This is a genomic window from Halomonas sp. XH26 (assembly GCF_024138895.1).
In the GTDB taxonomy this organism is placed as follows: domain Bacteria; phylum Pseudomonadota; class Gammaproteobacteria; order Pseudomonadales; family Halomonadaceae; genus Vreelandella; species Vreelandella alkaliphila.
Map to the genome: position 1 here is coordinate 3447516 of NZ_CP071889.1, position 24846 is coordinate 3472361.

23 protein-coding genes are annotated in these 24846 nt (G+C 54.3%); 16 read left to right on the top strand and 7 right to left on the bottom strand.

Translation table 11 applies throughout. From position 1 onward, the window contains the following. Positions 1-2: 2 nt before the first annotated feature. Positions 3-1028 carry an S-methyl-5-thioribose-1-phosphate isomerase gene (gene mtnA / locus J4377_RS15835; RefSeq protein WP_095603714.1) on the bottom strand — a complete coding sequence of 342 codons (1026 nt, stop codon included), beginning with the start codon at positions 1026-1028 and terminating at the stop codon, positions 3-5. Between the two features lie 111 nt (positions 1029-1139). Here mtnA and mtnB point away from each other — a divergent pair, with 111 nt between their 5' ends. The 3 genes from mtnB to J4377_RS15850 are packed head-to-tail and all read left to right on the top strand — an operon-like array spanning position 1140 to position 2973. Then, on the top strand, positions 1140-1730 hold the full coding sequence (gene mtnB, locus J4377_RS15840; protein ID WP_038478512.1) for a methylthioribulose 1-phosphate dehydratase: 591 nt from the start codon (positions 1140-1142) through the stop codon (positions 1728-1730). Next, positions 1727-2413 carry an acireductone synthase gene (gene mtnC, locus J4377_RS15845; protein ID WP_038478515.1) on the top strand — a complete coding sequence of 229 codons (687 nt, stop codon included), beginning with the start codon at positions 1727-1729 and terminating at the stop codon, positions 2411-2413. Before mtnB ends, mtnC begins: the two co-directional genes overlap by 4 nt. Before the next feature lie 11 nt (positions 2414-2424). Continuing rightward, positions 2425-2973: an acireductone dioxygenase gene (locus J4377_RS15850; RefSeq protein ID WP_253486126.1), complete on the top strand. Its 549-nt coding sequence runs from the start codon at positions 2425-2427 to the stop codon at positions 2971-2973. A 258-nt stretch (positions 2974-3231) separates the two neighbouring features. Here J4377_RS15850 and mtnK read toward each other — a convergent pair whose 3' ends face one another. Continuing rightward, positions 3232-4494 carry an S-methyl-5-thioribose kinase gene (mtnK, locus tag J4377_RS15855; protein ID WP_253486127.1) on the bottom strand — a complete coding sequence of 421 codons (1263 nt, stop codon included), beginning with the start codon at positions 4492-4494 and terminating at the stop codon, positions 3232-3234. A gap of 141 nt (positions 4495-4635) precedes the next feature. Next, entirely contained in the window at positions 4636-5388 is a 753-nt protein-coding gene (locus J4377_RS15860) for a DeoR/GlpR family DNA-binding transcription regulator (protein ID WP_253488162.1), read from the bottom strand. 148 nt (positions 5389-5536) lie between these two features. Between J4377_RS15860 and J4377_RS15865 the strand changes: the two genes are divergently transcribed. The 5 genes from J4377_RS15865 to J4377_RS15885 are packed head-to-tail and all read left to right on the top strand — an operon-like array spanning position 5537 to position 10802. Beyond that, complete coding sequence (locus J4377_RS15865; RefSeq protein ID WP_253486128.1) at positions 5537-6517, top strand: ABC transporter substrate-binding protein; 981 nt, start codon at positions 5537-5539, stop codon at positions 6515-6517. A 2-nt stretch (positions 6518-6519) separates the two neighbouring features. Beyond that, the gene (locus J4377_RS15870) at positions 6520-8220 is read left to right on the top strand and encodes an iron ABC transporter permease (protein ID WP_198349466.1); all 1701 of its coding nucleotides are present in this window, start codon (positions 6520-6522) and stop codon (positions 8218-8220) included. Then, positions 8208-9266: an ABC transporter ATP-binding protein gene (locus tag J4377_RS15875; protein WP_253486129.1), complete on the top strand. Its 1059-nt coding sequence runs from the start codon at positions 8208-8210 to the stop codon at positions 9264-9266. Before J4377_RS15870 ends, J4377_RS15875 begins: the two co-directional genes overlap by 13 nt. Then, positions 9263-10345 carry an MBL fold metallo-hydrolase gene (locus tag J4377_RS15880; RefSeq protein WP_253486130.1) on the top strand — a complete coding sequence of 361 codons (1083 nt, stop codon included), beginning with the start codon at positions 9263-9265 and terminating at the stop codon, positions 10343-10345. Before J4377_RS15875 ends, J4377_RS15880 begins: the two co-directional genes overlap by 4 nt. A gap of 10 nt (positions 10346-10355) precedes the next feature. Continuing rightward, positions 10356-10802 (top strand): HAD family acid phosphatase, encoded by a 447-nt coding sequence (locus J4377_RS15885; RefSeq protein ID WP_038478536.1) that lies wholly within the window; start codon positions 10356-10358, stop codon positions 10800-10802. Positions 10803-10873: 71 nt separating this feature from the next. Here the strand turns inward: J4377_RS15885 and J4377_RS15890 are convergent, their stop codons facing one another. After that, positions 10874-12469 (bottom strand): solute:sodium symporter family transporter, encoded by a 1596-nt coding sequence (locus tag J4377_RS15890; RefSeq protein ID WP_038478539.1) that lies wholly within the window; start codon positions 12467-12469, stop codon positions 10874-10876. A gap of 536 nt (positions 12470-13005) precedes the next feature. Here J4377_RS15890 and J4377_RS15895 point away from each other — a divergent pair. Genes J4377_RS15895 through J4377_RS15930 form a run of 8 tightly spaced genes read left to right on the top strand, consistent with a single transcriptional unit; the run spans position 13006 to position 22785 of the window. Further along, on the top strand, positions 13006-15033 hold the full coding sequence (locus tag J4377_RS15895) for a methyl-accepting chemotaxis protein (protein ID WP_038478542.1): 2028 nt from the start codon (positions 13006-13008) through the stop codon (positions 15031-15033). A gap of 10 nt (positions 15034-15043) precedes the next feature. Beyond that, positions 15044-16111, top strand: a complete 1068-nt coding sequence (gene cheB / locus J4377_RS15900; RefSeq protein ID WP_253486131.1) for a chemotaxis-specific protein-glutamate methyltransferase CheB — start codon at positions 15044-15046, stop codon at positions 16109-16111. Further along, on the top strand, positions 16108-17463 hold the full coding sequence (locus J4377_RS15905; protein WP_095603706.1) for a protein-glutamate O-methyltransferase CheR: 1356 nt from the start codon (positions 16108-16110) through the stop codon (positions 17461-17463). Before cheB ends, J4377_RS15905 begins: the two co-directional genes overlap by 4 nt. Then, positions 17463-19598, top strand: coding sequence for a response regulator (locus tag J4377_RS15910; RefSeq protein WP_120386284.1), 2136 nt, complete (start codon positions 17463-17465; stop codon positions 19596-19598). Before J4377_RS15905 ends, J4377_RS15910 begins: the two co-directional genes overlap by 1 nt. A 25-nt stretch (positions 19599-19623) precedes the next feature. Further along, positions 19624-19980, top strand: a complete 357-nt coding sequence (locus J4377_RS15915; protein ID WP_253486132.1) for a response regulator — start codon at positions 19624-19626, stop codon at positions 19978-19980. Between the two features lie 54 nt (positions 19981-20034). After that, complete coding sequence (locus J4377_RS15920; RefSeq protein ID WP_253486133.1) at positions 20035-21780, top strand: diguanylate cyclase; 1746 nt, start codon at positions 20035-20037, stop codon at positions 21778-21780. Beyond that, entirely contained in the window at positions 21777-22364 is a 588-nt protein-coding gene (locus J4377_RS15925) for a chemotaxis protein CheW (RefSeq protein WP_038478556.1), read from the top strand. Before J4377_RS15920 ends, J4377_RS15925 begins: the two co-directional genes overlap by 4 nt. Before the next feature lie 4 nt (positions 22365-22368). Next, entirely contained in the window at positions 22369-22785 is a 417-nt protein-coding gene (locus tag J4377_RS15930; protein ID WP_051626365.1) for a hypothetical protein, read from the top strand. Here the strand turns inward: J4377_RS15930 and glp are convergent. From glp to J4377_RS15945, 3 genes are read right to left on the bottom strand one after another with little or no spacing between them, the layout of a single operon-like run. Beyond that, entirely contained in the window at positions 22768-23973 is a 1206-nt protein-coding gene (gene glp / locus J4377_RS15935) for a gephyrin-like molybdotransferase Glp (RefSeq protein WP_038478559.1), read from the bottom strand. The genes J4377_RS15930 and glp overlap by 18 nt on opposite strands. Then, on the bottom strand, positions 23966-24484 hold the full coding sequence (moaB, locus tag J4377_RS15940; protein ID WP_038478562.1) for a molybdenum cofactor biosynthesis protein B: 519 nt from the start codon (positions 24482-24484) through the stop codon (positions 23966-23968). The genes glp and moaB overlap by 8 nt, the downstream gene beginning before the upstream one ends. 4 nt (positions 24485-24488) lie before the next feature. After that, on the bottom strand, positions 24489-24815 hold the full coding sequence (locus J4377_RS15945; protein WP_038478565.1) for a DUF1244 domain-containing protein: 327 nt from the start codon (positions 24813-24815) through the stop codon (positions 24489-24491). Between the last annotated feature and the right edge of the window lie 31 nt (positions 24816-24846).

The window sequence follows — 24846 nt, forward strand, 5'->3', positions numbered from 1 at the left end:
CACTATCTTTCTGCACGCCCCTGGCAGTGTTCGCCACGCACTATCGCGGCGGCATCGAAGGTGCCAGTGTCTAGCACCCAGGCGGTGACCAGCTTGGCGGGTGTAACATCAAAGGCAGGGTTCCATACGGGAGCATCGCTGGGTGCCCACACTACGTCGCCAAAGGCACCCGAAACACCGCGTATTTCGGCGCCGTCACGCTGTTCAATAGGAATCTCGGCGCCAGTGGCGCAGGCGGGATCTACCGTGGTGTAAGGGGCCACTACATAGAACGGCACCTGATGATAGTGAGCAATCACCGCCAGCATGTAAGTACCCACTTTGTTGGCGAAGTCACCGTTGGCACAAATGCGGTCGGCACCGACCATGACTTTATCGACTTTCCCCGCGGCCATTAAGCTCGCGGCCATGCTGTCAGCAATCAATTGATAGGGAATGCCTAAGTCGGCCATTTCCCAGGCGGTTAAGCGGCCACCTTGCAGCAGCGGGCGGGTTTCATCCACATACACATGCAGCGTCACACCGCGCTGTTTGGCAACGGCCAGCGCGCCAATGGCGGTGCCAACGCCTGCGGTGGCCAGCGCGCCGGTATTGCAGTGGGTCAATATGCGGTCGCCTGATTGCAAAAGGTCGGCTCCCCGCTCGGCCATACGCTGGCAAAGCGCGCGGTCTTCTGCAAACAGTTCAGCGGCACGTTCGGCCAGGGCGTTGACGCCTTGCTCAAAGCAGGCTTCCATGGCATCCAGGCAGTACATCAGGTTCACTGCGGTGGGACGCGTGGCGCGTAAGCGATCACTTACCAACTGCCAATCACTTTGCGGATGACGCGCGGCGTATTGAGCCAGCACGAAAGCGGCGCTCAAACCAATCAGCGGTGCCCCGCGAATCGCTAGGTTTTTCACCGCATGCTGCCACTCTTCTGGTGAACCACAGCGCACCCACTGTTCCGCCTGGGGCAGTTGGGTTTGATCCAAATACTCAAGGTGGTCGGCATAGACCCGTAAACTGCGTGACTGTAGGTGTGGCATTGCTGGACTCCTTGAGCACTTGAGCTTGACTAGCAGAACAACGGCGCGGCTTATCAGGCGCGAAGCTTATCATATAGAATGGCTGCTACTAGATGAGGCGACGCAGATCCTATGATGACGCTACAAACTGAACTGCTGGCCGCCATTTCATGGGCGGCGCAGCAAGGCTGGACGCCAGCCACTGGCGGTAACTTTTCCGCCCGTACCGAGGCGGGCTATCTTGTCACCGCTTCTGGCCGGGATAAAACCCGCATTCAGGCCGATGACCTCTTGCTCTGCAACCTGGATGGCAAGGTGTTATCCGGTGATGGGAAACCTAGCGCGGAAAGTGATCTTCACGCTGCGCTTTATCGGCTAGACCCGACCATCAACTGCGTGCTGCATACCCATACCCTAGCCAGCACTGTGCTGTCACGGCGCTTTCCAAACGGCATTGAGCTAAGTGGCTTCGAGATGCAAAAAGCCTTAGCGGGCAACGTGACTCATGATGCCTCGGTTCTTTTACCTGTGGTACCAAATTCCCAAGATATGGACGAGCTAGCGGAGCATGTACGCCTCGGCTGGCCGATGCCCTGGGGCTTTTTGGTGGCGGGGCACGGTATTTATGCCGTGGGCGATAGCATCGCTAGTTGCCGTCGGCACTTGGAAGCCATTGAATTTTTACTGTCCTGTGTACTTGAAGAGAGCCGGTGGTCTAAATGAGTAACCCTGCTGTTCGCGCCGTTGTCACCGATATCGAAGGTACCACCACGGATATTAACTTCGTCCATAAGGTGCTGTTTCCCTACGCCCAGGCCAAGCTGCCCGATTTCTTGCGGGCAAATGCTGACTCTCCAGAGGTTGCCGAGCAAATTAGCACCGTGCGCCGCGAAATGGGCGACGCTGATGCCACGCTGGAAGCAGTCATTGCGCAGTTGCTACATTGGATCGAGACTGACCAAAAAGTTACTCCGCTGAAAGCACTGCAAGGTATGGTGTGGGCCGATGGCTATCAGCGTGGCGATTTTAAAGGCCACCTGTATAGCGACGTCGCCCCGGCGCTGCGCCAGTGGCAGCAGGCAGGCAAAGCGCTGTACGTGTATTCGTCAGGTTCCGTGCAGGCGCAGAAGCTGCTGTTTGGCTACAGCGATGAAGGCGACTTAACCCCCCTGTTTAGCGGCTACTTCGACACCCATATTGGCCATAAGCGCGAAGCCACGGCCTACCAGCGAATTATCGCTGAGCTTGACCTGCCACCGGAAGCGGTGCTGTTCTTGTCGGACGTGGTCGAAGAGCTGGACGCCGCCAAGCAGGCGGGCATGCAAACCCTGCAGTTAGTTCGCGAAGGCACCCAGGCGGGCAACACCCACGCGTGCGTTTCCCGCTTTGATGAAATTGCGCTTTAGGAGAGCCTAGAATGTCGCAACTGAAAGTATTTGCTGATCAGAACCCTAACGATGCCCTGCTGGACATCACTGACGGCGAGCAGATAACTGCTGAGCTGAACAAGGTGGGTGTGCTGTTTGAACGCTGGGCAACGCCGGGCGAGATTGCCGACGATGCCACCCAGGAAGATATTTTAGCGCTTTATCAAGACGACATCGACCGGGTTAAAGCCATCGGCGGCTATCAAACCGTCGATGTGCTGCACATGGTGCCCACGCACCCAGACAAAGACGCTATGCGCCAGAAGTTCTTAAACGAACACCGCCATCACGAAGACGAAGTGCGCTTCTTCGTTAAAGGCCAGGGGCTTTTCTGCCTGCATATTGAAGACAAGGTGTATCAGGTACTGTGTACCCGCAATGACCTGATCAGCGTACCTGCTAACACACCCCATTGGTTTGATATGGGCCCAGCGCCAGAATTCACTGCACTGCGCTTCTTCGATAACGTGGAAGGCTGGGTGCCTCACTGGACAGAGAGCAATATCGCCGAGAAATTTGATCGCTTGGATCAGCTGTAAGTTGTGAATGGTGAATCGTAAGTTGTGAAGCGTTGGAGATAGTGCCGCCCGCGGGTGCCTCATACGCTCGTCCCTCGCGAGATTCGTTACACCGCGCTACGGGGCTTAACAATAGTTGAGTTGGGCTTATTATGTAGCGTGGCGTAAGCGTCAGCGCACCCGCGAAGCAACGCGCCAGCGTTACCGAGGTTGGCACCGAGGCGGGATCAGCCACAGTGCCATTATCGAGAAGTCCATTATATCGAGAGGGGTAAGAGTTTATAACACCTCTTGCTGGTTATACGCCCTGGCTAAATCCGCCAGTGCGGTAAGCTCACGATAGGCCTCCGGCTCCATAATCAGCGCTTGGCCCATCAGCACATTGCGTGCTTCAAGCTTAGCGCGGAGCGCGGTGTCTTCGATCTCTTCAAAGTCAGCGTTATGGGCCAACGATAAAACGCGACGGTGCATCTCAATGCCGCAATAAGCCAGTGCATCCAGGCGGATCTCTTCAAGCAGTGCATCGCAGGCGTCATCGGCGCTGTTTCCCTGCGCTTCAAACAGCGCCCTGGGGAACAGAATGCCGGTGCGTTCGGTTTGCCATAGGTGGCGAAACTCAGCGTCAAAGTGGGTAAAGCACGCTTCAATCACGTCAAGAATCCACGCTTGGTAGGCATCAAGTTCATCGGCTTGGCGGTGGGCAGGCTGACTGAAGTAGGCCATCAGGAAGTTGGCAACGACCATGCCTAGATCAAAGGCCATTGGGCCATACTGAGAAAATTCGGGATCAATCACACGCACATCTGACGCGGTGGCCATAATTGACCCGGAGTGCAAATCACCATGCAGCATGGTTTCGGTATTCGCGGTGAACTTCATCAACAACCGCTGCACCTTAGCTTTTAAGCGCGTATTACGGCGCAGCTCATCCACTACCGGCGAAAGCTCTGGCGTATGGCGGTTCATTTCGGCGCCATAATAGGGGTCGGTAAACACCAGGGATTCGGTAATCGCAGGAATCGCCACGTTGCCTGAAAAAAGCCCAACGTCAGCTTTCTTCTCAGGGCTGCTTAAGGAGAGCTCCGAGCCACGAAACGCCATGCGCGCGCAGAATTCACCGATGGTTTCGCCAAGCAGGTTAACCCGCTCACCGTTGATCAGCTTGCGACGCAGAATCGTATGCGGGTAAAGGTACTCCATGACAATCAGCGCTTGGGGCTTGTCGAAATAGAACACCTCAGGGGCGATGCCTGGCGCACGCTGGGCTTGACGTACCAGGGCGTAATACTCGAAGTGGGCGCGATAAAGTGGCAGCGGCCAGCTCTCACCGACCATACGCACATAGGGTAGCGCTTGTTTTACCACCACGCTTCCCGCACTCCCCGATACAATGAACACCAGGTTGAGATTGCCATCCCCTACTTCGCGGATCTGCCATTGCTCAGGGTTGCCGCCCACTCGGCTTGCCACTGCCTCGACACTCCCCAACCGCTGAGCCAGAGTATCTACCTCTAACGCTTGATAGGCCTGTTCGTGTGCCACCATTTTATTCCTCACGAAAAATGCGTTTTTATTTGTCACACTGGGGAATGGTTGTCAAACACCCTTCACTTAAAATGTATCAAGCACAGTGGTTAATCTTAAAAGCACTGCCCTATACCAACCAATATGCTTAAAAGGTATTTAACACAGAAACCGCACCCCCTGAGCAGCCAGAGGGCTGCGCAGCCTATCGGGTAGTGGACTATCAGTAATCACCGCATGATAGTCAGCAAGCTGGCCAGCGGCACAGCGCAGCGGTAGGTCGAATTTGGTTTTATCCAGCACCAGAATGCGATATGCGGCATGGGATAGCAGCGCTTCGCGGGCCATAACTTCGTCATCATTGTAGTCATATAAATGGCCATCACTGTCCATGCCGCCCACTGAGACAATGCCGACATCTACTCGGTAGCGTTGAAAGAAGCGCCAGGCATCGCCGCCAATCACATCTTGATCACGGCGCCGTACCCGCCCACCTGCTACCACCAGTTCGCACTCCATAGTGCACAATTTGATCAGTGCGTGCAGGTTATTGGTCATAACCTGCAGACCTTGCTTATCGCGTAAGGCGTCAGCCAGTTGCTCTACCGTGGTACCGGTACCTAAAAATAGCGATTGGTGATGCTGAACCAGCGAAGCGGCCTGGCGGGCAATCTGACGCTTACCCGCTTGATTAACAATTTGGCGCTGATCGTAGCCAATATTCTCCTGATCGGGAAATGGCAAGACTTCCCCGTGGCGACGCAATACCAACCCTTGCTCAGCCAAGACACGAACATCCCCGCGCAATGTTTGTATCGACACATCAAACTGGTTAGCTAGCGATTCCAGGGGCTGGCGACCTTGCTGGCGCACCTGTGCCAACACGGCACGGCGGCGCTCGTTTAAGCCCATTATTTTCTTCACGTTGGCGACCACCTTAGTAACGAAAGCCTTTTTTTGACAGGCGAAAGCCTACCGCCATCAAACGAAAGCGTAGTGTCACGATGTTGTAAGGCGATGACAGTAGTGTGATCAGTGTTCACCTACTGGAGGTTTTACGATGTTGAAGCGCTCACTGTGCACTGCCGTTACGCTTGCAAGCTTTGCTCTATCGTCATCACTGCTGGCTGATGAAAAATTGGTGCTCTATACCAGCCAACCGAATAGCGATGCCCAGCAAACCGTGGATGCCTTTCAGGCCGCCTATCCTGATATTGAGGTGGAGTGGGTACGCGATGGCACCACTCGCCTGATGACTCGCCTACGCTCCGAGCTTTCCGCGGGTGTCAGCAACCCAGACGTACTATTAATTGCTGACAGCATGACCATGACCTCACTCAAGCAAGAGGGCCATTTGCAAGCTTACCTCAGCCCAGAGCGGGAGGCTTATGATGAGGCGCTATACGATCCGGAAGGCTACTTCTACGGCACCAAACTGATCACCACCGGGATTGTGTATAACACCGCTGCCGAACATCAGCCGCAGCGTTGGCAAGATTTGACGGGGCCTGACTATGAAGGCCTGGTAACAATGCCAAGCCCGCTCTATTCCGGCGCAGCGCTGATTCATATGGCAGCGCTGAGCGACAACCCCGATCTTGGAATGGGCTACTACGAGGCGCTGCAAGCTAATCGTGCAGAAGCTCAGGGCGGGAATGGTGGCGTGTTCAATGCCGTTGCCTCAGGCACAAAGCCCTATGGCATCGTGGTAGATTTCCTGCCGATTCGCGAGGCCGCCAAAGGTTCACCGGTTGAGTTTGTCTTCCCCGGAGAGGGCGTTAGTGCGGTCACCGAGCCCGTCGCTATCATGCAGGGTGCCAACAACCCGGACGCCGCGCAGAAATTTGTCGATTTCGTGCTTTCCCAACAAGGCCAAGAACTCGTCAGCCAGCAAGGCTACCTGCCTGCCCACCCGGCTGTTGCGCCGCCTGAAGGCTTTCCCGCTCGTGATGCTATCCAGCTAATGCCGATCAATATTGAGCAAGCACTGGAGCAGGAAGAGACGTTGAAACAGCACTTTAGCGACCTGTTTGGCGGCTAACCATGACACCGTCGCTTAACGTTGGCAGCCAGCATCGCTGGCTGCTCAGCCTAATCACACTCACGGTGGTGCTATTAAGCCTAGCGCCTAGCCTGCGGCTACTGGCTGAGGCACTTAGTGACCTTGGCCAGGGCAGCGAATCACCGCTATGGAAGGTGCTTAACGCAGCGAGTACTTGGCGAGCGCTGTGGCACAGTGTGTATACCTCGGGCCTTGGCATGTTGATTGCGCTGGTGCTCGGTAGCCTATTCGCCTTCGTGATTACGCTGACCGACATCCGTGGCAAAGCATGGCTTGTGTTCTGCTTTATGCTGCCGATGATGATTCCTCCCCAAGTGACGGCGCTGAGCTGGCTACAGCTGTTCGGCCCCGCCAGCCCGTTGCTGAAAAGCATTGGTATGGCACCGCCGCTGGGCAGCCCCCAGCCGCTCTACTCAGCGGAAGGCATTGCCCTGCTGCTGGGAATCCAAAGCGCACCGCTGGTCTTTTTAGCACTGCGCACCTCACTGATCTCACTCCCCCGCGAGCTTATCGAAGCGGCCCGTATCAGCGGCGCGCGCCAGACCCAAGTCTGGGGGCAGATTATTTTGCCAGTCACTCGGCACGGTTTAATTGCCGGGGCGGCGATGGCGTTTATTTCTAGCCTGGGCAACTTCGGTATCCCTGCCATGCTGGGGATTCCAGCGGGCTACTACGTGTTACCGACGCTGATCTACCAGCGTATGGCTAGCTTTGGTACTGGCGTGCTGGCGGAAATGGCAGCGCTATCGTTATTGATTGGTGTGCTGGCACTGGCAGGCGTTGCCTTGCAGCAATACTGGATGAATCGCAGCCGCTTTGGTTTAGGCGGCCACAGTGGCCGCTCTCATGACTTTACGCTGGGCCGCTTTCGGCCAGCGGTGACGACCGCACTCGTCGGCGTTTTATTGGTGATTCTCGTCGCGCCACTCGCAGCGCTGGTGGTCAGCTCATTGGTGCCCGCCATGGGCGTTCCCCTTAGCTTCGATAGCGTGACATTAAACGCCTATCACGAAGTGATTGGCCGCCAAGGCGCCACCTGGCGCGCTGTGCGCAACAGCCTATGGCTAGCAGGCGGTGCCGCGCTGGTGCTTATGCTGTGCAGCCTGCCGCTAGCATATCGCCTGCAGCGACTCCCGCCCCGTCTCCAGCAGTTGACGCTCAGCGCTATTGAACTGCCCTACGCACTGCCTGGTGTGGTGCTGGCGATCGCCTGCATTTTGCTGTTCGTACGCCCTCTGCCGCTGATCAACGTAGCGCTCTACGGCACGCTCGGGCTGATCTTTGTGGCCTATCTGGCGCGTTTTTTAGTGGTATGCCTCAAACCCGTTAGCGCCAGCCTGGCCCAGCTTGATCCCTCCTTGGAAGAAGCCGCACAACTGGCGGGGGCAGGCCCGTGGCGGCGGCTAACCACGATCGTACTGCCGCTGATTGCACCATCGCTATTTGCCGGGGGACTGTTGGTCTTCCTGCTGGCGGTGAACGAGCTGACGGTATCGGCACTGCTTTGGAGCGCCGGCAACGAAACGCTGGGCGTGTTGATTTTTAACCTTGATGAGGGCGGTGAGAGCGTGCTGGCATCGGCGGTATCGGTACTGGTGGTCTTGATGGTCGCCACGCTGATGCTGTCGCTCAGCCTGCTCGCCCCTCGTTTACCCAAAGGAGTCGTGCCATGGCAGGGCTAGCAATTCAACAGGTCACCAAACAGTTTGGCGACCATCGCGCGGTCAATGATCTCTCGCTAGAGATTGCGCCAGGGGAATTTGTGGCACTGCTGGGCCCCAGCGGCTGCGGTAAAACCACCATGCTACGTATGTTGGCGGGGTTCGAAAATGTCACTGGCGGCGAAATACGCCTGAACGATACGCTACTCGCCAGCCGCCATCACCATGTACCACCAGAACAGCGCAACATGGCGATGGTGTTTCAGTCATACGCGCTCTGGCCGCATATGAACGTGGCCGACAACGTCGGTTACCCACTCAAACTGCGCCGCATTCAGGGCAGTGAGTATCAACGCCGAGTTGCTCATGCACTGGCTCAGGTAGCCTTGGAACCCTATGCACAGCGTTCGCCACAGGAGCTAAGCGGTGGTCAGCGCCAGCGGGTCGCGCTAGCCCGCTGTCTAGTGACCGACCCTGCGGTTGTACTGCTGGATGAACCGCTGGCCAACCTAGACCGTAATCTGCGTGCCTCCATGGAACACAGCTTTGTGGATTTCCACCGCCGTACCCGCGCGACGATGGTGTACGTCACTCACGATCAAAGCGAAGCCATGGCGATGGCCGACCGCATTGCCGTAATGCGCGACGGTGAGCTAGTACAGTGGGCAACGCCCGAAGCGCTTTATCGCCAACCGCGCAGCGAATGGGTGGCCAGCTTTATCGGTCAAGGTAGCCAGTTGGCCATTGCCAGCGGCGCGCCAGGGCAGCGGCTAACGGAAAGCGCCCTGATGCAAGGGCTGGCTGCGGCACACAACTCCCGCGCCCAAGCTGCACGTCAACCCGTCCTGGTTCGCCCCGAACATATTCGCGTAGACGCCCAAGCTCCCAATGAACATGACCTCACCGGGCGCGTCGAGCGGCTGACCTTTCGTGGTGAACGCTACGAGTTACACCTGCGTCTGCCCAGCGGCGAAGCCTTGCTGGCTTACCATCACCACGCGCTTGAAGAGGGCCAACAAGTCGCGCTGCGGCTATTGGAAGGCTGGTGTCTGGAGCCTGACCAATGAGCGCCCGTATTCATCTATTAAGCGGGCTGGGGGGTAAAGGCCCAGCTGCTATCGTGGTCGAAACCAACGGAAAACGGCTGCTGCTGGACGCAGGGGGTGCGCTGCACCCTGGGGAGCCTATCACCTGGGCAGATGGCTTGGACGTAGACGCTATTCTGATTAGCCACGACCATATTGACCATATCGGTGGCGTTGCCGAACTGCCCGATACCATTCCGCTCTACTGCACGCCCTTAGTCGCCAACACATTGCCTAAACATCGCGCTTGGCAGCCTTTGCCAGCACGTGGAAGCCTTATGGTCGAAGGTATCAAGGTGACCACCGGACAGGCTGGGCACTCGCTGGGCGGCGTTTGGCTGCACTTGGACGTGGATGGCGGTATTTTCTACAGCGGCGATGCCTGTTTTGAATCCCGTTTGTTTCCTTTCGATACACCGCCACCTGCACGCACGGCGCTGCTGGACGCTTCCTATGGCAACTACGACCAACCCCAGGAAAGCTGCGTGCAGGCTATTCGTCTGCAGCTTGACCAGCCGTTAGTATTACCGGTGCCTGAAACAGGGCGCGCTCTGGAAATGGCCCTGTGGCTGTCGGAAGAGGCAGACCATTGTCAGTTCCCTTTCGCCATTGACCCGATTATTCGCGACAACCTCGCCGCACTGCTAGCACTGCCAAGCGACTTACGCCGCCCAGGTCTCGACAGTGCGATTAGCGCACTGCTAAAACGGCGGAATGCTTCGCAGCCAGCGCTGCAGTTGGTCAGTGATCGCAATGATACGCCCGACCAATGGCCCAATTACCAGCTACTGCACACCGGTTACTTAACACCTGAACGCCAAACTCAGCTTGCCGCAGGCGAGATAAGCTGGCAACGCTGGAATGTTCATCTGCGTGCATCTCATCTGGTAGCGCTTGCCGACCAGCTAAGGGCCACTCAGGTAGTGCCGCTATTTACCCTGCTCACTGGACACTGCTTAAGCGAATGGCGCCAACGCCTGGGACAGCGGCTACGCATCCATCGCACCTTAGAGATTCAACCGCATACGGCCACGCGCCCTACCGCCCATTTAACTGTTTAGGAAATTAATAATGTCCGCAGTGATTGTTGATGTTGACGGCACGCTTGCCGAATTCCACCCCACCGACGTACACGAGTGGGTTCTTGGCCCCGCCAAGCAGTGGGATCCTTTTTTTGCCCATATGGCTGAAGCGCCGGTGATCGACGCGGTAGCCAAGCTGGTTAAGATCCTGAAGGCCCAAGGCCAACAGATCGTTATCTGCAGCGGCCGACCTGACAGCCACCGTGAGCACACCCAGCGCTGGTTAGAGCGCCACACCATTCCCTTTGATGCTATGTACCTGCGCCCGCAAGGCGATGACCATGTAGATGATGAAGAGGTGAAAGCCTCGCTACTCAATCAAATGCGTAGCGACGGCTTTGCGCCTTGGCTGGTGCTGGATGACCGTGACGCGGTAGTCGCCCAGTGGCGCGCACTCGGACTTACTTGCCTGCAGTGCGCACCGGGAGATTTTTAAGGAAACGGCAATACACTGACGCCCCGCTTAGCGGGGCGTCAGTGGCAATATCTGCGTTGTGTTAGCGGTGGTCAGCCTGCAAATGAGGCGTACATAATCACCACTAATACCACAAGCACAATACCGGTTGGCACAGCGCCCTTCCAAGGCGTGAGATCGACATCGCCCGAATCTTCTTGCACCCAGGCGGTGGCGCGGGGACGCAGCTTACCAATGATCAGCATCACGGCAACCAACAGCACGAACACAGCGGCGACAAAGTGGAACTCATGCATCACCATCGGCAGCTTGTTAAACGGCGGAACAAAGTAGCCAGCGGCGATCAGCAAACAGCCCCCTACCAACGCTACTTTAGCCGCCATGGGAGGCACGCGTTTCGTCAGAAGCCCCACCAGAACAACCGCTAAAATAGGGATAAAGTAAATCGCGTTCATCTTCTGCAGATAGCCAAATAGACTATCCTGGCCTGCCAACAGTGGCGCAATAATCATGGTCGTTACGGCCATAATCCAGCCAAATACCTTGCCTGATTTCACGACCTCTTCTTCAGTGGCATCTTTTTTCAGCACACCTTTATAGATACCCAGGCTGAAAATCGTGGTGGTACTGTTTAGCGCCGAGTTAAACGAGGAGAGAATCGCCCCGACCATTACCGCAGCAAAGAAACCTGTTAGGTACGGCGGCAACACGTTAAACACCAAGTGGCCATACGCTTCGTCCGCGCGAACGCCTTGGTCGGCGTAAAGGTGGTAAGCAATGATCCCCGGCAGCACCAGATAGAGCGGGCCTAACAGTTTAAAGAAGCCGGTCAGCAACACGCCTTTTTGGCCTTCTGCGAGGTTTTTTGCCGCAAAGGTGCGCTGAATAATTTGCTGGTTCGTCGTCCAGTAAAACAGGTGAAGCAACAGGACGCCGGTAAAAATAGTCGAGAACGGTACCTGCTGGTCAGGACCGCCTACCGAGTTAAATTTACTCGGATCGCTCTCTTTCAGAATGCTCCAGCCTTCCATGATGCCACTGCCATTGCTCACTGCCTGAAGGCCGAAGTAAACAATCACGAAACCGCCAATTAGCAGCCCCACCCCATTCAATGTATCCGATACTGCCACCGTACGCAGACCGCCAAATAGCGCATACACCGCACCAATTAAACCGACCACCCATACCGTGCCCCATAGCAGCGCCGTACTCGACTGAATACCGGTAAGCCCTTGAAGATCAAGCATGCCCTGTAAACCAATAGCCCCTGAATAGAGAATGATAGGCAACAGCACAACGGCGTAAGCAATCAAGAAAATTACATTGGCAATCAGCTGAGTACCGTTATCAAAACGTATTGCCAACAGCTGGGGGAGCGTTGCAATTCCACTTTTAAGAAAGCGCGGTAGGAAAAACAGCGCCAGTGCTACCAAAGCGATCACCGCAATCACTTCCCAGGCCATAACACTCAGACCATCGGTAAACGCGGAACCGTTTAGCCCAACCATCTGCTCAGTTGAGAGATTGGTCATCAGCATTGAGGCGGCTATTAGTGGAAAGGTTAGTGTCCTTCCGGCTAAGAAATAGCCACTCGTACTTCGGTGATCATCTCTGCGTGTGATGCGCCACGTAACAAAGGCCACTAGGCCGGTAAAAAAGAGAAACGATGCCAGCGTTAGGGCATGCATGGGAAGGTCCTTGGGAGTAGTCGCTTATCGGCAGGCGACGCAGTGAATGTAGGTAAAATTACCAATATTCACGGGCATTCTAAGGAGATGAAACGATTCAACTATTATTCTTTAGTAGCAATAAAGAATAAATAAGGCGGTTTTTTACTACCTCGGCACCCTTTTTACAAGTCGCTACGGTGGTTAGTCACTACGGAAGGAGAGGCTAAGTCACAAGATCTAAGCCACACGAGCTAAGTCACAAGTGCTAAGTCACAAGTGCTAAGTCACACGGATCAAGCTGCACAGTCCATGTCACAATACTGTTGCCTTGGCGACCACTCATCACGCTTGATTTCATCGCATAGTCCAGCATCTTTGCCACCGTATTTGTCTGTCGCGTGACGTAGCATTAATGAGAAAACTGGACAGCCTTCATAAAAGCCGCTGAAATCGTCATATGATAGGCTTCTTGTAACGTTATTTAACGCTAAGCAATCAGTGTTAGCACTTTCCTACTTACTAGCGTCACCAGTTAACTTGGAGCAGAAGCGATAATGACAGCGCGTTGGAAATCCTTGCCATTACGGTTACGACTGTTTATCTCGTTTGGAACGGTATTGGCACTGGCTATGTTGCTAGCGCTCTACCTGCAGGCCCGTTCACATAGCCAGGCGCGCTTGGAAAACCTGCTAAACGAAGAGCTGCCTACTCAGGTAGAGGGTCTTGCCACCCGGTTGACGCTTAGGCTTAGCCCAGCGCTAGCGTTGTCAGAAAGCTTAGCCGACAGCTATTTCATTGAGCAGTGGGTGCGCAACGGAATGCCAGACACCGACCAGCCGGACGTCATGCGCTATTTGTCACGTTTGATGGAACAGCTCGACACCGAACTGTTGTTTATTGCGGCTCAATATCAAGGGCGCGGCTACTACTTCCAGTACCGCGATGGAGAGTTTCTAGAGCGGACGCTACAAGCGCCCGGCGGCGATGATGATTGGTACTATCAGTTTACCGATAGCGATACTGCTTATAATCTAAACCTAGACAGTGATACTTTTTCACCAGAAGAAGCGTTTGTCTTTTTAAATTTCCGTAGTCGTGAACAGGCACTCAATGGCCGTCCTCTTATTGTTGCTGGGGCGGGGCTGGATCTTTCTCGATTGGCGCAGCTAATTGAAGACTTTCGACTTGGCGAAACCGGCCGCGCCGCGTTACTCAATGCGGAAGGTGAGCTACTTATTCGCAGTGACGAGACGTCACTGGCAGCGCTTCAAAGCCAGGAATCAGCCAGCCTACTGCAAGATGAAAAAGAACTTCGTGTACACGAAATCCAACGTGATAATCACACCTTTTTAGTTTCCACTCGCTGGCTACCCGAGCTGCAGCGCTACTTGATGATTGAAGTTTCTAAAGAGGAGTATTTAAGCTCCATCAGAGAACGCTTTTTGGCATCGACGGGCTTCGGGCTTGTGATCCTTTTAGGCGGGTTAATTATTTTATACCCACTTACCGGCAGCTTGATTCGCCCCTTAACTCGCCTTCAACGCCAGCTTAAAGAGATTACCAACAGCCTAGATTTATCCCGCCGTGTCAACACAGATGACCAGGCTGAAATTGGCGATTTAGCAAATCAGACTAACGAGCTGCTAGCGCGCTTATCTCGCACCATTATGGCAGTTTCCAACAACGCACTGGCACTCACTCAAGTGGCCGATCGCTTAGCGCAAACGGCGGGATTGTCGGGCATTCAAGGCGGGGACATTAGTCATGAAGCGAACCAGACGATGGCCGCCGCTGTAGAAGAAATGGCCTCGTCAGTGGCTGAGATAACCTCGACCATGGAGGAGCTTTCAACCTCATCCACACAAATCGCTGATCATTCGCAATCCGTGGTAGAGGTAGCTAATCAAACGCTTGAACGCAGCCGTAAGGGCAGCACAGCGATGCAGCTGCTGCAGTCAAAAATGCAGGATATTCGCAGCGACAGCGAACAGAGCTTGACAGAAATTATGGCACTGGGCGCTAAGTCTAAACAAATCAGCAAGGTCATGGAGCTGATCAATACCCTTGCTGCGCAAACTAAACTGATTGCTTTTAATGCCGCACTAGAGGCATCAAGTGCGGGCGAGTCAGGTCGCCGTTTCTCTGTTGTTGCAAACGAAATACGTCGCTTGGCGGATAGTGTTACTGACTCAACCCAAGAGATAGAAGGCCACACCGAAGAAATTCAAAATGCGATAAATCGTTTAGTTGTCGCCTCTGAAAAGGGAGCGTCTTCGATAGAGAAAGGTGTTGAAGTCAGTGTTAATACCGCTCAAGACCTGGATGCACTACTCAAAGCGGCGAGCCAAACCAGTAGCGCAGCGCAGCAAATATCACTGTCAACTCAACAGCAGAAAACTGCTAGTAACCAGGTGGTTATTGCTTTGCGCGACATTGATACAGCCAGCTCACGTAATGCACAGTCAGTACGCAGCATTACCGAGATCAGCCAAGATATGATCAACATGTCGGCAGAGTTAAATGCGCTGGTGCAGGAGTTTACATTGGCTCAACAGGATGCAAACCACCAACGCCCTTCGTGAGGACGCTGCGATGAGTGTAATTCGGGTAGTGATGGCGGACGACAGTCAACTGGCACGTGATGTGCTGCGCGACATCCTCACCCGCGATGGCGACATTGAAATTGTTGGTGAAGCCAGCAACGGGCGTGAAGCAGTTGAACTTGCCCGCCGCTTATCGCCGCAGTTGATCACAATGGATCTGAATATGCCGGTCATGGACGGCCTCAGCGCCATTGAAGAAATTATGCATACCAAGGGGGTTCCTATCCTGGTGGTAAGCGATCGTTCTGATGCCGAAATAGCTTACCGAGCGCTCGACGTTGGCGCGTTAGAAGTGATGCCGAAGCCGACTCTTGATGATGAAGACGCACAACGACTACTCGCGCGTGTTCGGCTTCTTTCGGGAGTAGCCGTTATTACCCGCCTACGGCGTCGATCAACCTCCGCCATGCCCGTTGCGCCGGTAAACACGCCGCCTGTTGATCGCCATAATAGGCCGAAAGCTTTTCAGCGTATTATCGCCATTGCTTGCTCAACCGGTGGGCCGCAGGCACTCGCCCATTTACTTAGCAAGCTGCCGACCAACTTTCCTGCACCTGTGGTGATTGCCCAGCATATCAGCCATGGCTTTATTGAAGGCATGGCGCACTGGCTGACATCGCTCTGTTCAATGCCGGTTTGCGTTGCTCAGCATGGTGAACCGCTAAAGCCAGGCTTTATTTATCTATCGCCATCGGAACGCAACTTGCGTGTCACGCCGTCCCACCGCCTGCAACTACAGCAGAGCCCAGATAATTCACTTTATCACCCCAGTTGCGATGCGCTATTAACGAGCGTAGCTGATGTTTATGGCCCAGAGGCTATTGGGGTGATTTTAACGGGCATGGGTCGTGATGGCGTTAGCGGCATGCGCGCTATTCATTTATCGGGAGGGTGTACTTTTGCCCAAAACGAAGCCAGCTCGGTTATTTATGGCATGAACCAAGAAGCGGTTAGTGCCGGCGTTATCCAGCATATTGTTTCCCTTGATGAACTCCCTGCCAGACTCATTCGCGAGACCAGTGGGCAACGGTTGTCTACCTGGACGAAATCGCTATGAGCTCGCTGACGCCATTCAAGGATCTGGTGCATCGCCGCTGCGGTTTGCACTTAGAGGGCCTCGCTGAAGCTCGTCTCGTTAAAGCAGTGGAGGCACTTCAAACAGACACTGATATTAACGACACCTCGAAGCTCATTGCACAACTAGAGCAAAACGAAGCGATGTTTGATCGCTTTATCAGTCAGTTAACGGTGAACGAAACCTACTTCTACCGGGAGCCCGAAGCACTCCACTGGTTAGCCGATACCTACCTCCCTCGGCGGCTGGCTGAAAAAGGTAAACCATTGGCTATTTTCAGCGCTGGATGTTCTTCAGGCGAAGAGCCTTACAGTGTTGCTATTGCGCTGCTTGAGCGCTACGGAGAGCGTGCCAAGCAACTCTTTCATATTACGGGAGGAGACGTTGATCAGCAGGTTCTTAGTAAAGCTCAAAAAGGCATTTATAGCGGCATGTCGTTTCGGGCACTGAACCCTGCGCTTAAGCACCGCTATTTTCGCCCAGAGGGCAGACGCTTAAAAATAGATGATGCGCTTCGTCAGTGGGTCACCTTTTGCTCATTTAACGTATTACAGCCAAACGCTGACAAGCTTGGCCCCTTCGACGTCATCTTATTTCGCAACGTATCGATCTATTTTGACGAAGCGACCCGACGCGATATACAACGCCACCTAAAGCAACTGCTGGAACCACACGGGATTTTGATGTGCGGTGTCACGGAAACATTAGGCAACGACCTGGGCATTTTGGAACTGCATCAGGCTCAAGGAGTGTTCTTTTTCCAAGAGAGCACCTTGCCCAGTGCCTTACCTGCAAATGATGAGCCACCCTATCGCGACGATCCGTTGCCAGCCCTAGCGGTGTTGTCAGAGACGCCTCCACAACCACCTGAGAATGAATCTGAGCACAAGCAGCCGATAACATCGTTTAACGCGGCTTTGCAGCAAGCTCATCATTTACTGAACCAGAATGCATTTTCAGAAGCAGCCGCGCTACTTTCTGACCTTCTAGTGCAACAGCCTTGGAGTGTGGATGCGTTACTGCTGGCGGGTTTAGTGGCTCGCTGGCAGCAGAACTTTGCTGACGCTTACGACTACTTTAAGCGAGCCATTTACGTTGCTCCTGAGTGCTGGCCAGCTCACTTTTTTCAAGCTGAGCTTTTCCGACTAGGCGAGCTTAGCGATGCTCCCGGACAACGAAAGCGTGGCTATGCAGCGGTTATTCGCCTACTGGACGCGTCAAAACAGGCGGATGGTGGATTAAGTGTCATTGCGCCGCCTATTCCTCCAGGGGATGCCTACTTTTTGGCAACTCGCTATCTTGGTGCACAAGCAACGACACAGGGAGTGGGTTAATGGCACTGGATATTAAACGCTTTATTCAGCGCTTTATTGAAGAAGCGTCAGACCACTTGCCCCGGTTAAGAGAAGGTATTGAAGCGCTAGAACAAGGCGATACCCATCAAGAACGTATCAATGAGCTGTTTCGTGCGGCACATACGCTGAAAGGCTCTTCGCGTATGCTGAAACTGACGCCCATTACGGCGATCGCTCACAGTACAGAGGAGCTGCTAAGCGCACTACGCGATGGGACACAAACCGCTTCACCTGATGTCACGAGCCTCCTTAATCAAGCCACGGACGCGCTGTCTGACCTAGTTAGCCAACTTGCCCAAGGCGTTTCTCCAGCAGAGCTAGCGGAAGCCGACAATCAGCTTTGCCAAGCCCTGGAAAACACCGCGGCGGGAAAGCCGCCCCCCGCTCTCCCTCCTAAAACAACCGTATCCGAGGACGATAAAGCAGAGAACGCAGCCCTCAACGCTGCACCACCGGCAATGAAAAGCCCTGCTCTTCCGGCTCAAGAGCTACGCTTAACAGACACGGTACGCGTGCGTCTTGACCGCCTAGATGACGTTATTCGCCTGATGGGGGAAGTGTTATCAGGGCACCACCATCTGCACTCACTCGTAGAACAGGCACGCAGCCTTGGCGCCTCGTTACCCAAACATCAGCAGGCCCCCTTTAACGCTTTTAGCCGCGAGCTGAAGGACAGCGTGCTTTCCCACGACGGTCTAATGAGCGATCTCCATGACCGAGCTCTGCAAATGCGCATGCTGCCGCTGAGCGTGGTGTTTGACCCCTTATCGCAAATGGCCAGAGACCTTGCCCATTCGCTAGGCAAACAAGTCAATTGCCGTGTTCACGGCAGTGAGATTGAGCTGGACCGACAGATGATAGATCGCCTCTCGGACCCGCTCATTCATCTACTGCGGAATGCGTTAGATCATGGCCTGGAAACACCCGGTGAGCGACAGGCAACAGGCAAGCCTATACGGGGGCAGTTATCGCTAGAGGCCTGGCAAGACGGCAGCTGGGTAGTGATTGAAATGCGTGACGACGGCGCGGGTATTTCCCTAGATGCGGTCCGGCACAAGGCACTCTCCAAGCAACTACTCAGTGAAGAGCTGCTGCTTACCCTAACCGAGCAGGAAACCTTAGAACTTATTTTCCTACCCGGCTTCTCAACCAAACCCCTGATTACCGACTTTTCAGGTCGTGGCGTGGGGATGGATGTCGTCAAACGTACGGTCATTGACGAGCTCAACGGTGATTTACGTCTAACCAGCCATCCAGGCAAAGGTACCTGTTTTACCCTACGCCTGCCTTTATCGCTAGCCATGATGCGCGTTCTCCTGATCAACGTGGGCGCTGTCACGCTAGGTGTAACAGCACCTTATGTGTCAGAGCTTGTAGAGCATGCATCAACGGACTTTATTGATGCTGCCGGGCAAAAAACACTGATCCTGCGCAACGAGTTCGTGCCGGTCGTTTCACTAGCGGAATTATTAGACTTACCCTATACGCCCACTGATGCTGACAACTTACTGTTACTTGTCGTACATCAACGTCATCAAAAACTTGCGCTAATTATTGATGCCTTGGTGGATGAACGCGATATGGTAATTAAGCCGTTGCCCGCGCATTTACGCCATTTACCACTGGTTTCTGGCATGGTCACGCTAGGGCGCAATACGCTGGTTAGCCTATTACACGTGCCGACGCTGCTGGAACACTCGCGCCGCTATGCCCCGAAAGCGCTAGCTAAAACGGATCAACCACCCCAGACACATCGTATACTCGTCGTCGATGACTCTCTGAACACCCGAGAAATTGAAAAAGATGTATTAGAAGCTTGGGGATATCAGGTCACCCTGGCAGAAAATGGCCGTGATGGTCTGAATAAAGCCTTAGCTGACTCGTTTGATGCAGTGCTCACCGATGTTGAAATGCCTGTCATGGATGGCTTTGCGCTCACTGCGAGTCTGCGAGAAAATGAGATTTATCGTTATAAGCCGATTATCATTATCACATCACGAGAAAAAGAAGCAGATCGTCGGCGCGGCATTGAAGTAGGCGCCGATGCGTATATTGTCAAAGGTAGCTTTGATCAGAACAATTTGGTGGATACGCTAAAAGCGCTACTCGGCTGAGCATGCGCCAGGACGGAGGTTAATCATGCAAATATTGGTCGTAGATGACGACCCGTTGGCCTGTGAAATGACAGCAACGCTGCTAGAGTTCCATGGCTATACAACGGTCATGGCCAATGATGCCATGGAGGCCACACAGCTGTTAGATAGCTTGGACAGTATCGCGCTTATTGTTAGCGACATGCATATGCCGCTCATCAATGGGGTAGAGTTCTTGGAAATGCTGCGTGAACAAGACGTTACTTTGCCTTTTATTTTGCTCACTGGCGACTCACCTAGTTCAACCCTTATGCAGACGCCTGGTTTAAACGCCTGCCTGCAAAAAGATGCGGAGCTAGAATCCACGTTAGGCAATGCCGTGACTCAAGCGCTCAACGGTTGAACGTTTGCCATTTGCATTACAGCGCACCGTTCGCTCACATGAACAGGTAGTCTGATGTCACCATCTGCCCCGACATTGCAACAAAAGCTGAACCAGCTGCGCCAACGCTTTATTGAACAGCTACCAGCACGTTTACAGAAAACCACAACAAAGTGGCAACAAAGCCGGCTTTCAACGGAGGCAGAGTCGCGCCTAGCCCCGGAGCTTCACCGCTTTTTCCATAGCTTAAAAGGTACCGGTCGCTCATTGGGCTTTGAACGAATTGCCATGTTGGCAGATCAAGGCGAAGAGCTACTCAAGGCGGCGCCTGCTTCTGCTGACCATGCCTTTGATGACCAGGCTGTTAATGACATAAACAGCCTGATTCCTCAGCTTTTTCAGCAGCTCAGTGAAGAGATTGAGTACCTACAGTCCCAACATGGCCAGCAAACAGTGCTGGCATCACTCAACAGCGTTGAATTTTCATCAGTTGCACCTCAAACACGCAGCAAACGTCAGCGGCTTATTTATTTATGTGACGATGAGCCCGACCAAGTCGGCCAGTTGCTACATCATCTTCGCTGTTTTGGGCATGAAGTGGTTCATTTTGAAGACACCGAGTCGTTTTTTAATGCGGTTCTTACCCGCCGCCCCGACGCGATCATCATGGATGTACAGTTTCCGCAAGGTAACACTGCGGGTACTGAAACGCTGACCAGCCTGAATAAATTAATCGGAGAGCGGTTGCCCTCCATCGTACTGTCGTCCTACGGTGACTTTTATTCACGACTGAGCGCTGTTCGAGCTGGCTGTAATGGGTACTTTACCAAGCCCATTAAGCCACTGGATTTAATGTTAGCTATTGACGAGCTCACTAGCCCCTTGGATGAAGAACCGCTGCGCGTGTTGGTAGTCGATGATGAACCCGACGCTGCCACCTACCACTCATTGATGCTTGAAGAAGCCGGTATGATTGTTCAGCAGGTGCACCACCCTGCTGACGCGCTAAGCGCCTTGGACCGCTTTAGCCCTGACTTACTGTTAATTGATATGTATATGCCGGTATGTTCTGGTGAAGAGCTAGCGACGATTATTCGCCAGCAATCCGCGCATATTGGCCTGCCCATTATTTATCTATCTAGCGAAACAGACAGCCAAAAGCAGCTATTGGCCATGACGGCAGGCGTAGAAGCCTTTATTACCAAGCCAGTTACCCCTGACGAGCTCGTGTCTGCGGTACGGCTTCGTGCAGAACGCCTGCATCTACTGCGCTCGCTGATGACCCAGGACAGCATGACGGGGCTTTATAACCATAGCACCACGACGGATCTTATCGGTAAAACACTCGCTCAGGCATATCGTGAAGGTAGCCAACATGCGATGGCCATGCTCGACATTGACCATTTTAAAACGGTCAATGATACCTACGGCCACCTAGCGGGAGACCAAGTCATTATCACGCTAGCACGGCTGCTAAAAACCCGCTTGCGCATATCCGATATCATCGGGCGTTATGGCGGTGAAGAGTTTGTTGTATTGCTAAAAGGGGTCACCGCAAAGCGCGCAGCTGAACTTATTGACGAACTGCGCCACGATTTCGAACAAGTAGATTTTCATGCTGGCGGAGAGCGCTTTCGCTGTACTTTCAGTGCAGGCATTAGCAGTTTCCCCAGCCAGCCTTCCACCGAAGCGTTACGCTTAAGCGCGGACCAAGCACTTTACCTAGCGAAACGGCAGGGGCGTAATCAAGTAGTCATTAGTAACGAGAGCGACGCAAAAGGAAAAGCACAACCGCAGCAACACAGTGTGAAAAAACAATGACCAACACCCATCAGCAGCGTGACGACCAGTCTCTCTCTCTCGAGGAGGCACTAGCACGTCAGAGTAACGATGACACGATTATTGACGTGGACGAACCTTGCCAGCAGTTGGTGTTATTTCGCCTGGCAGAGCAACGGTTCGCCTTGCCAGGCAGTGCGGTCAATGAGATTTTGAATGGTGATCAACCGGTTTATTTCGTGCCTGGCTTGCCTGCTTCTACGGAAGGTGTGATTCACTTGCGCGGCAACATTGAATCGGTGGTGACCCTACAGGCACTTCTCGGCCTCCCCCCGGCGGAACAAACGGGCATGCTATTAGTCGTGACCGCCGCGGGCATTCGCAGCGCTGTTCGTATCGACTATTTAGAGGATGTTTGCGAAATCCCAACCAGCGCACTGAAACCGGCACCGGACACCCTCTCCAGCCAATTGATGCCTTATGTGAGTGCCCTCTGGCAACCTGATATAACGCCAGCAGAGAGTGGCGAAAAAGAAACTAACGGCGATTCTGTAGAAGGCAGCGCGGCCATTGCCCTGCTGGACCCAGATGCTTTATTCAACGCCTATCAACAAGGCCTAGGATAAGCCCATGGCCATTGGCGCGCCGAATCACTCCTTAGACGCAGCGTCCCACGTTGCTTTAGTGTTATTTAGTGCTGGCCATACGCTCGCCGCCATCGAAGCACGCCACGTCGCGGGGTTAGCGAAATCGGCCCACCTACCGCGTTGCGCGAATGCCGAGTACCTGTTGCTTAACGCGCCATTGTTGAGCGTAGCCCCTACCCACTGGCTAACCCTTCAGGATGCCAACGGCGCTTGGCAGCTAGGCGTTACTGGCGACGTCGTCTTAGCTCATACGCCGATAACGGAGCTGTTTCCATTACCTTCTTTAATTGCCGCACGCCACGTCAGCCCCGCCCTACGAGGCTTAACGATGGCCAACCAAACGGTACGTTTGTTATTTGATGGCGCAGCGCTTGACCCAGCGCTAACGCTGCAACCATAAACAGCGAACCAACGTGCCTTTTTCTACCTGCTGGTGTGGGTCAATCACCGCTAACGCATCTGCACTAATACAGGATGACAGCACGCCTGAGTTTTGGTCTTCAAACGCATCGGCGATAATGCCCGCTTCGCTAAAACGCAGCGCAACACGCATATAGTGCTGGCGTGGGCCGGTCTGAGTAGTGAAGTTAGCGGAGGCCGTCAGCGTAGGTAAGGCGTTCAACGCCGAACACCCCAGTAACGCACCCATCAACGGTCGTAAAAACAACCACGCGCCCACAAACCCAGAAACAGGGTTACCCGGCAGTCCTACAAAGCGCGCCTCACTGCCGTCTTGGCGTGGCAAACGGCCCAGCGCCAGCGGCTTCCCTGGGCGAATCGCCAGCTTCCACATATCTAATTGGCCTAGCGATTCCAGCGCTGCTTTGACGTGGTCTTCTTCGCCCACGCTAACGCCACCGGTGCTAACAACGACATCGGCGACGGATGCGGCTTGAGTTAATAGCTTGACCGTTTGGGCATAATCGTCAGGCACACTAACCAGTTGCTCGACCTCAGCACCAAAGTTCTCCAACAAGCGCTTAAGCATCGGCCGATTGGAGTTATACAGCTGACCTGGCTTTAACGGCGTGCCTGGATCAACGATCTCATCGCCGGTCGACAGTAGCGCTATGCGAGGGCGACGGCGCACGCTAACGTGGGTAACCCCTTGACCGGCCAAATGCCCTAACGCGGCAGCTTCCAAGCATTCACCAGCAGGCAGCAGTAACTCACCTCGACGCACATCACGACCCTGGCGGCGCACGTTATCACCTACCGGTAGCGCATCCGGCATCAGTGCCTGGTTCCCCTCCTGAGTCACCCGCTCTTGCATCACCACACAGTCGGCCCCTGGTGGGATCTCACCGCCGGTAAAAATCCGTGCGCAACTGCCTTCCGCCAGCGGCGCTGCCGGGCTGCCTGCCGCAATACGCTGGCTGATAGGCAGCCACTTGCCCGCATCACTGGCAAGCAGGGCATAGCCATCCATTGCGCTATTATCAAAAGGCGGTACGTCTAACTGAGCGGTAACAGCTTCGGCCAGCACGCGCCCAGCAGCGTCCTCAAGCGGTATACACTCTGCACCGAGCTGCGTGACATCTGCTAACAGCGCTTCAAGCGCGGCACTTATCGGCTGTAGCTCAGCCATGCTGCCCCCGGCCTGGGATGACCAGGTTGGCGAAATTACAAGGCTTATGACGGCTATCGAGCTGCTCGGCCAGAATGCCGTCCCAACCAGTACGGCAGGCGCCGGTTGAACCCGGTAGACAGAAGACGACCGTAGCGTTGGCTAAGCCACCGAGGCAACGGCTCTGAATGGTCGAACTACCAATCTCATCGCCGCTCAGTTGGCGAAAACGCTCGCCAAAGCCTTCGATACGCTTATCCAGCAGTACCGATACAGCCTCCGGCGTCGAGTCTCGGCCAGTAAAACCTGTACCGCCCGTGGTAATCACTACCTGTACATTTGCGTCGGCAATCCACTGGGCGACTACCGCACGAATTTGGTAGACGTCATCCGGCACGATGCGTTTCTCTGCCAGGGTGTGCCCAGCCTCGGTTAAACGCTGCACCAGCGCTTGGCCGGAGCGGTCAGTCTCATCCGTACGTGTATCAGATATGGTCAACACCGCTATTTTCAAGGATTCCATGCTATCCATGGACTTACTCCTTGGCTGTTTTCTGAGCTTGGCGAGCATCTAGAGCCGCCAACTGCTCGGGCGTTGCGGCACCCTGGTAGTGAGCTTTCCATTCACTGTAGGGCATTCCATAGACATATTCCCGGGCAGCCTCATAGTCCAGCGTTTTACCCTGTTCGTCTGCCGCCGTTACGAGCCATTTAGACAGGCAGTTACGACAAAAATCCGCCAGAATCATCAGATCGATGTTCTGCACATCCTTATTGTCGTCTAAATGTTGTAACAAACGACGAAACGCGGCGGCTTCTAGTTCCGTACGCGTCGTTTGGTCTAATTCATTAAACGATGACATTGGCGATCCTCTTATCAAGTGGCTTGAGAGC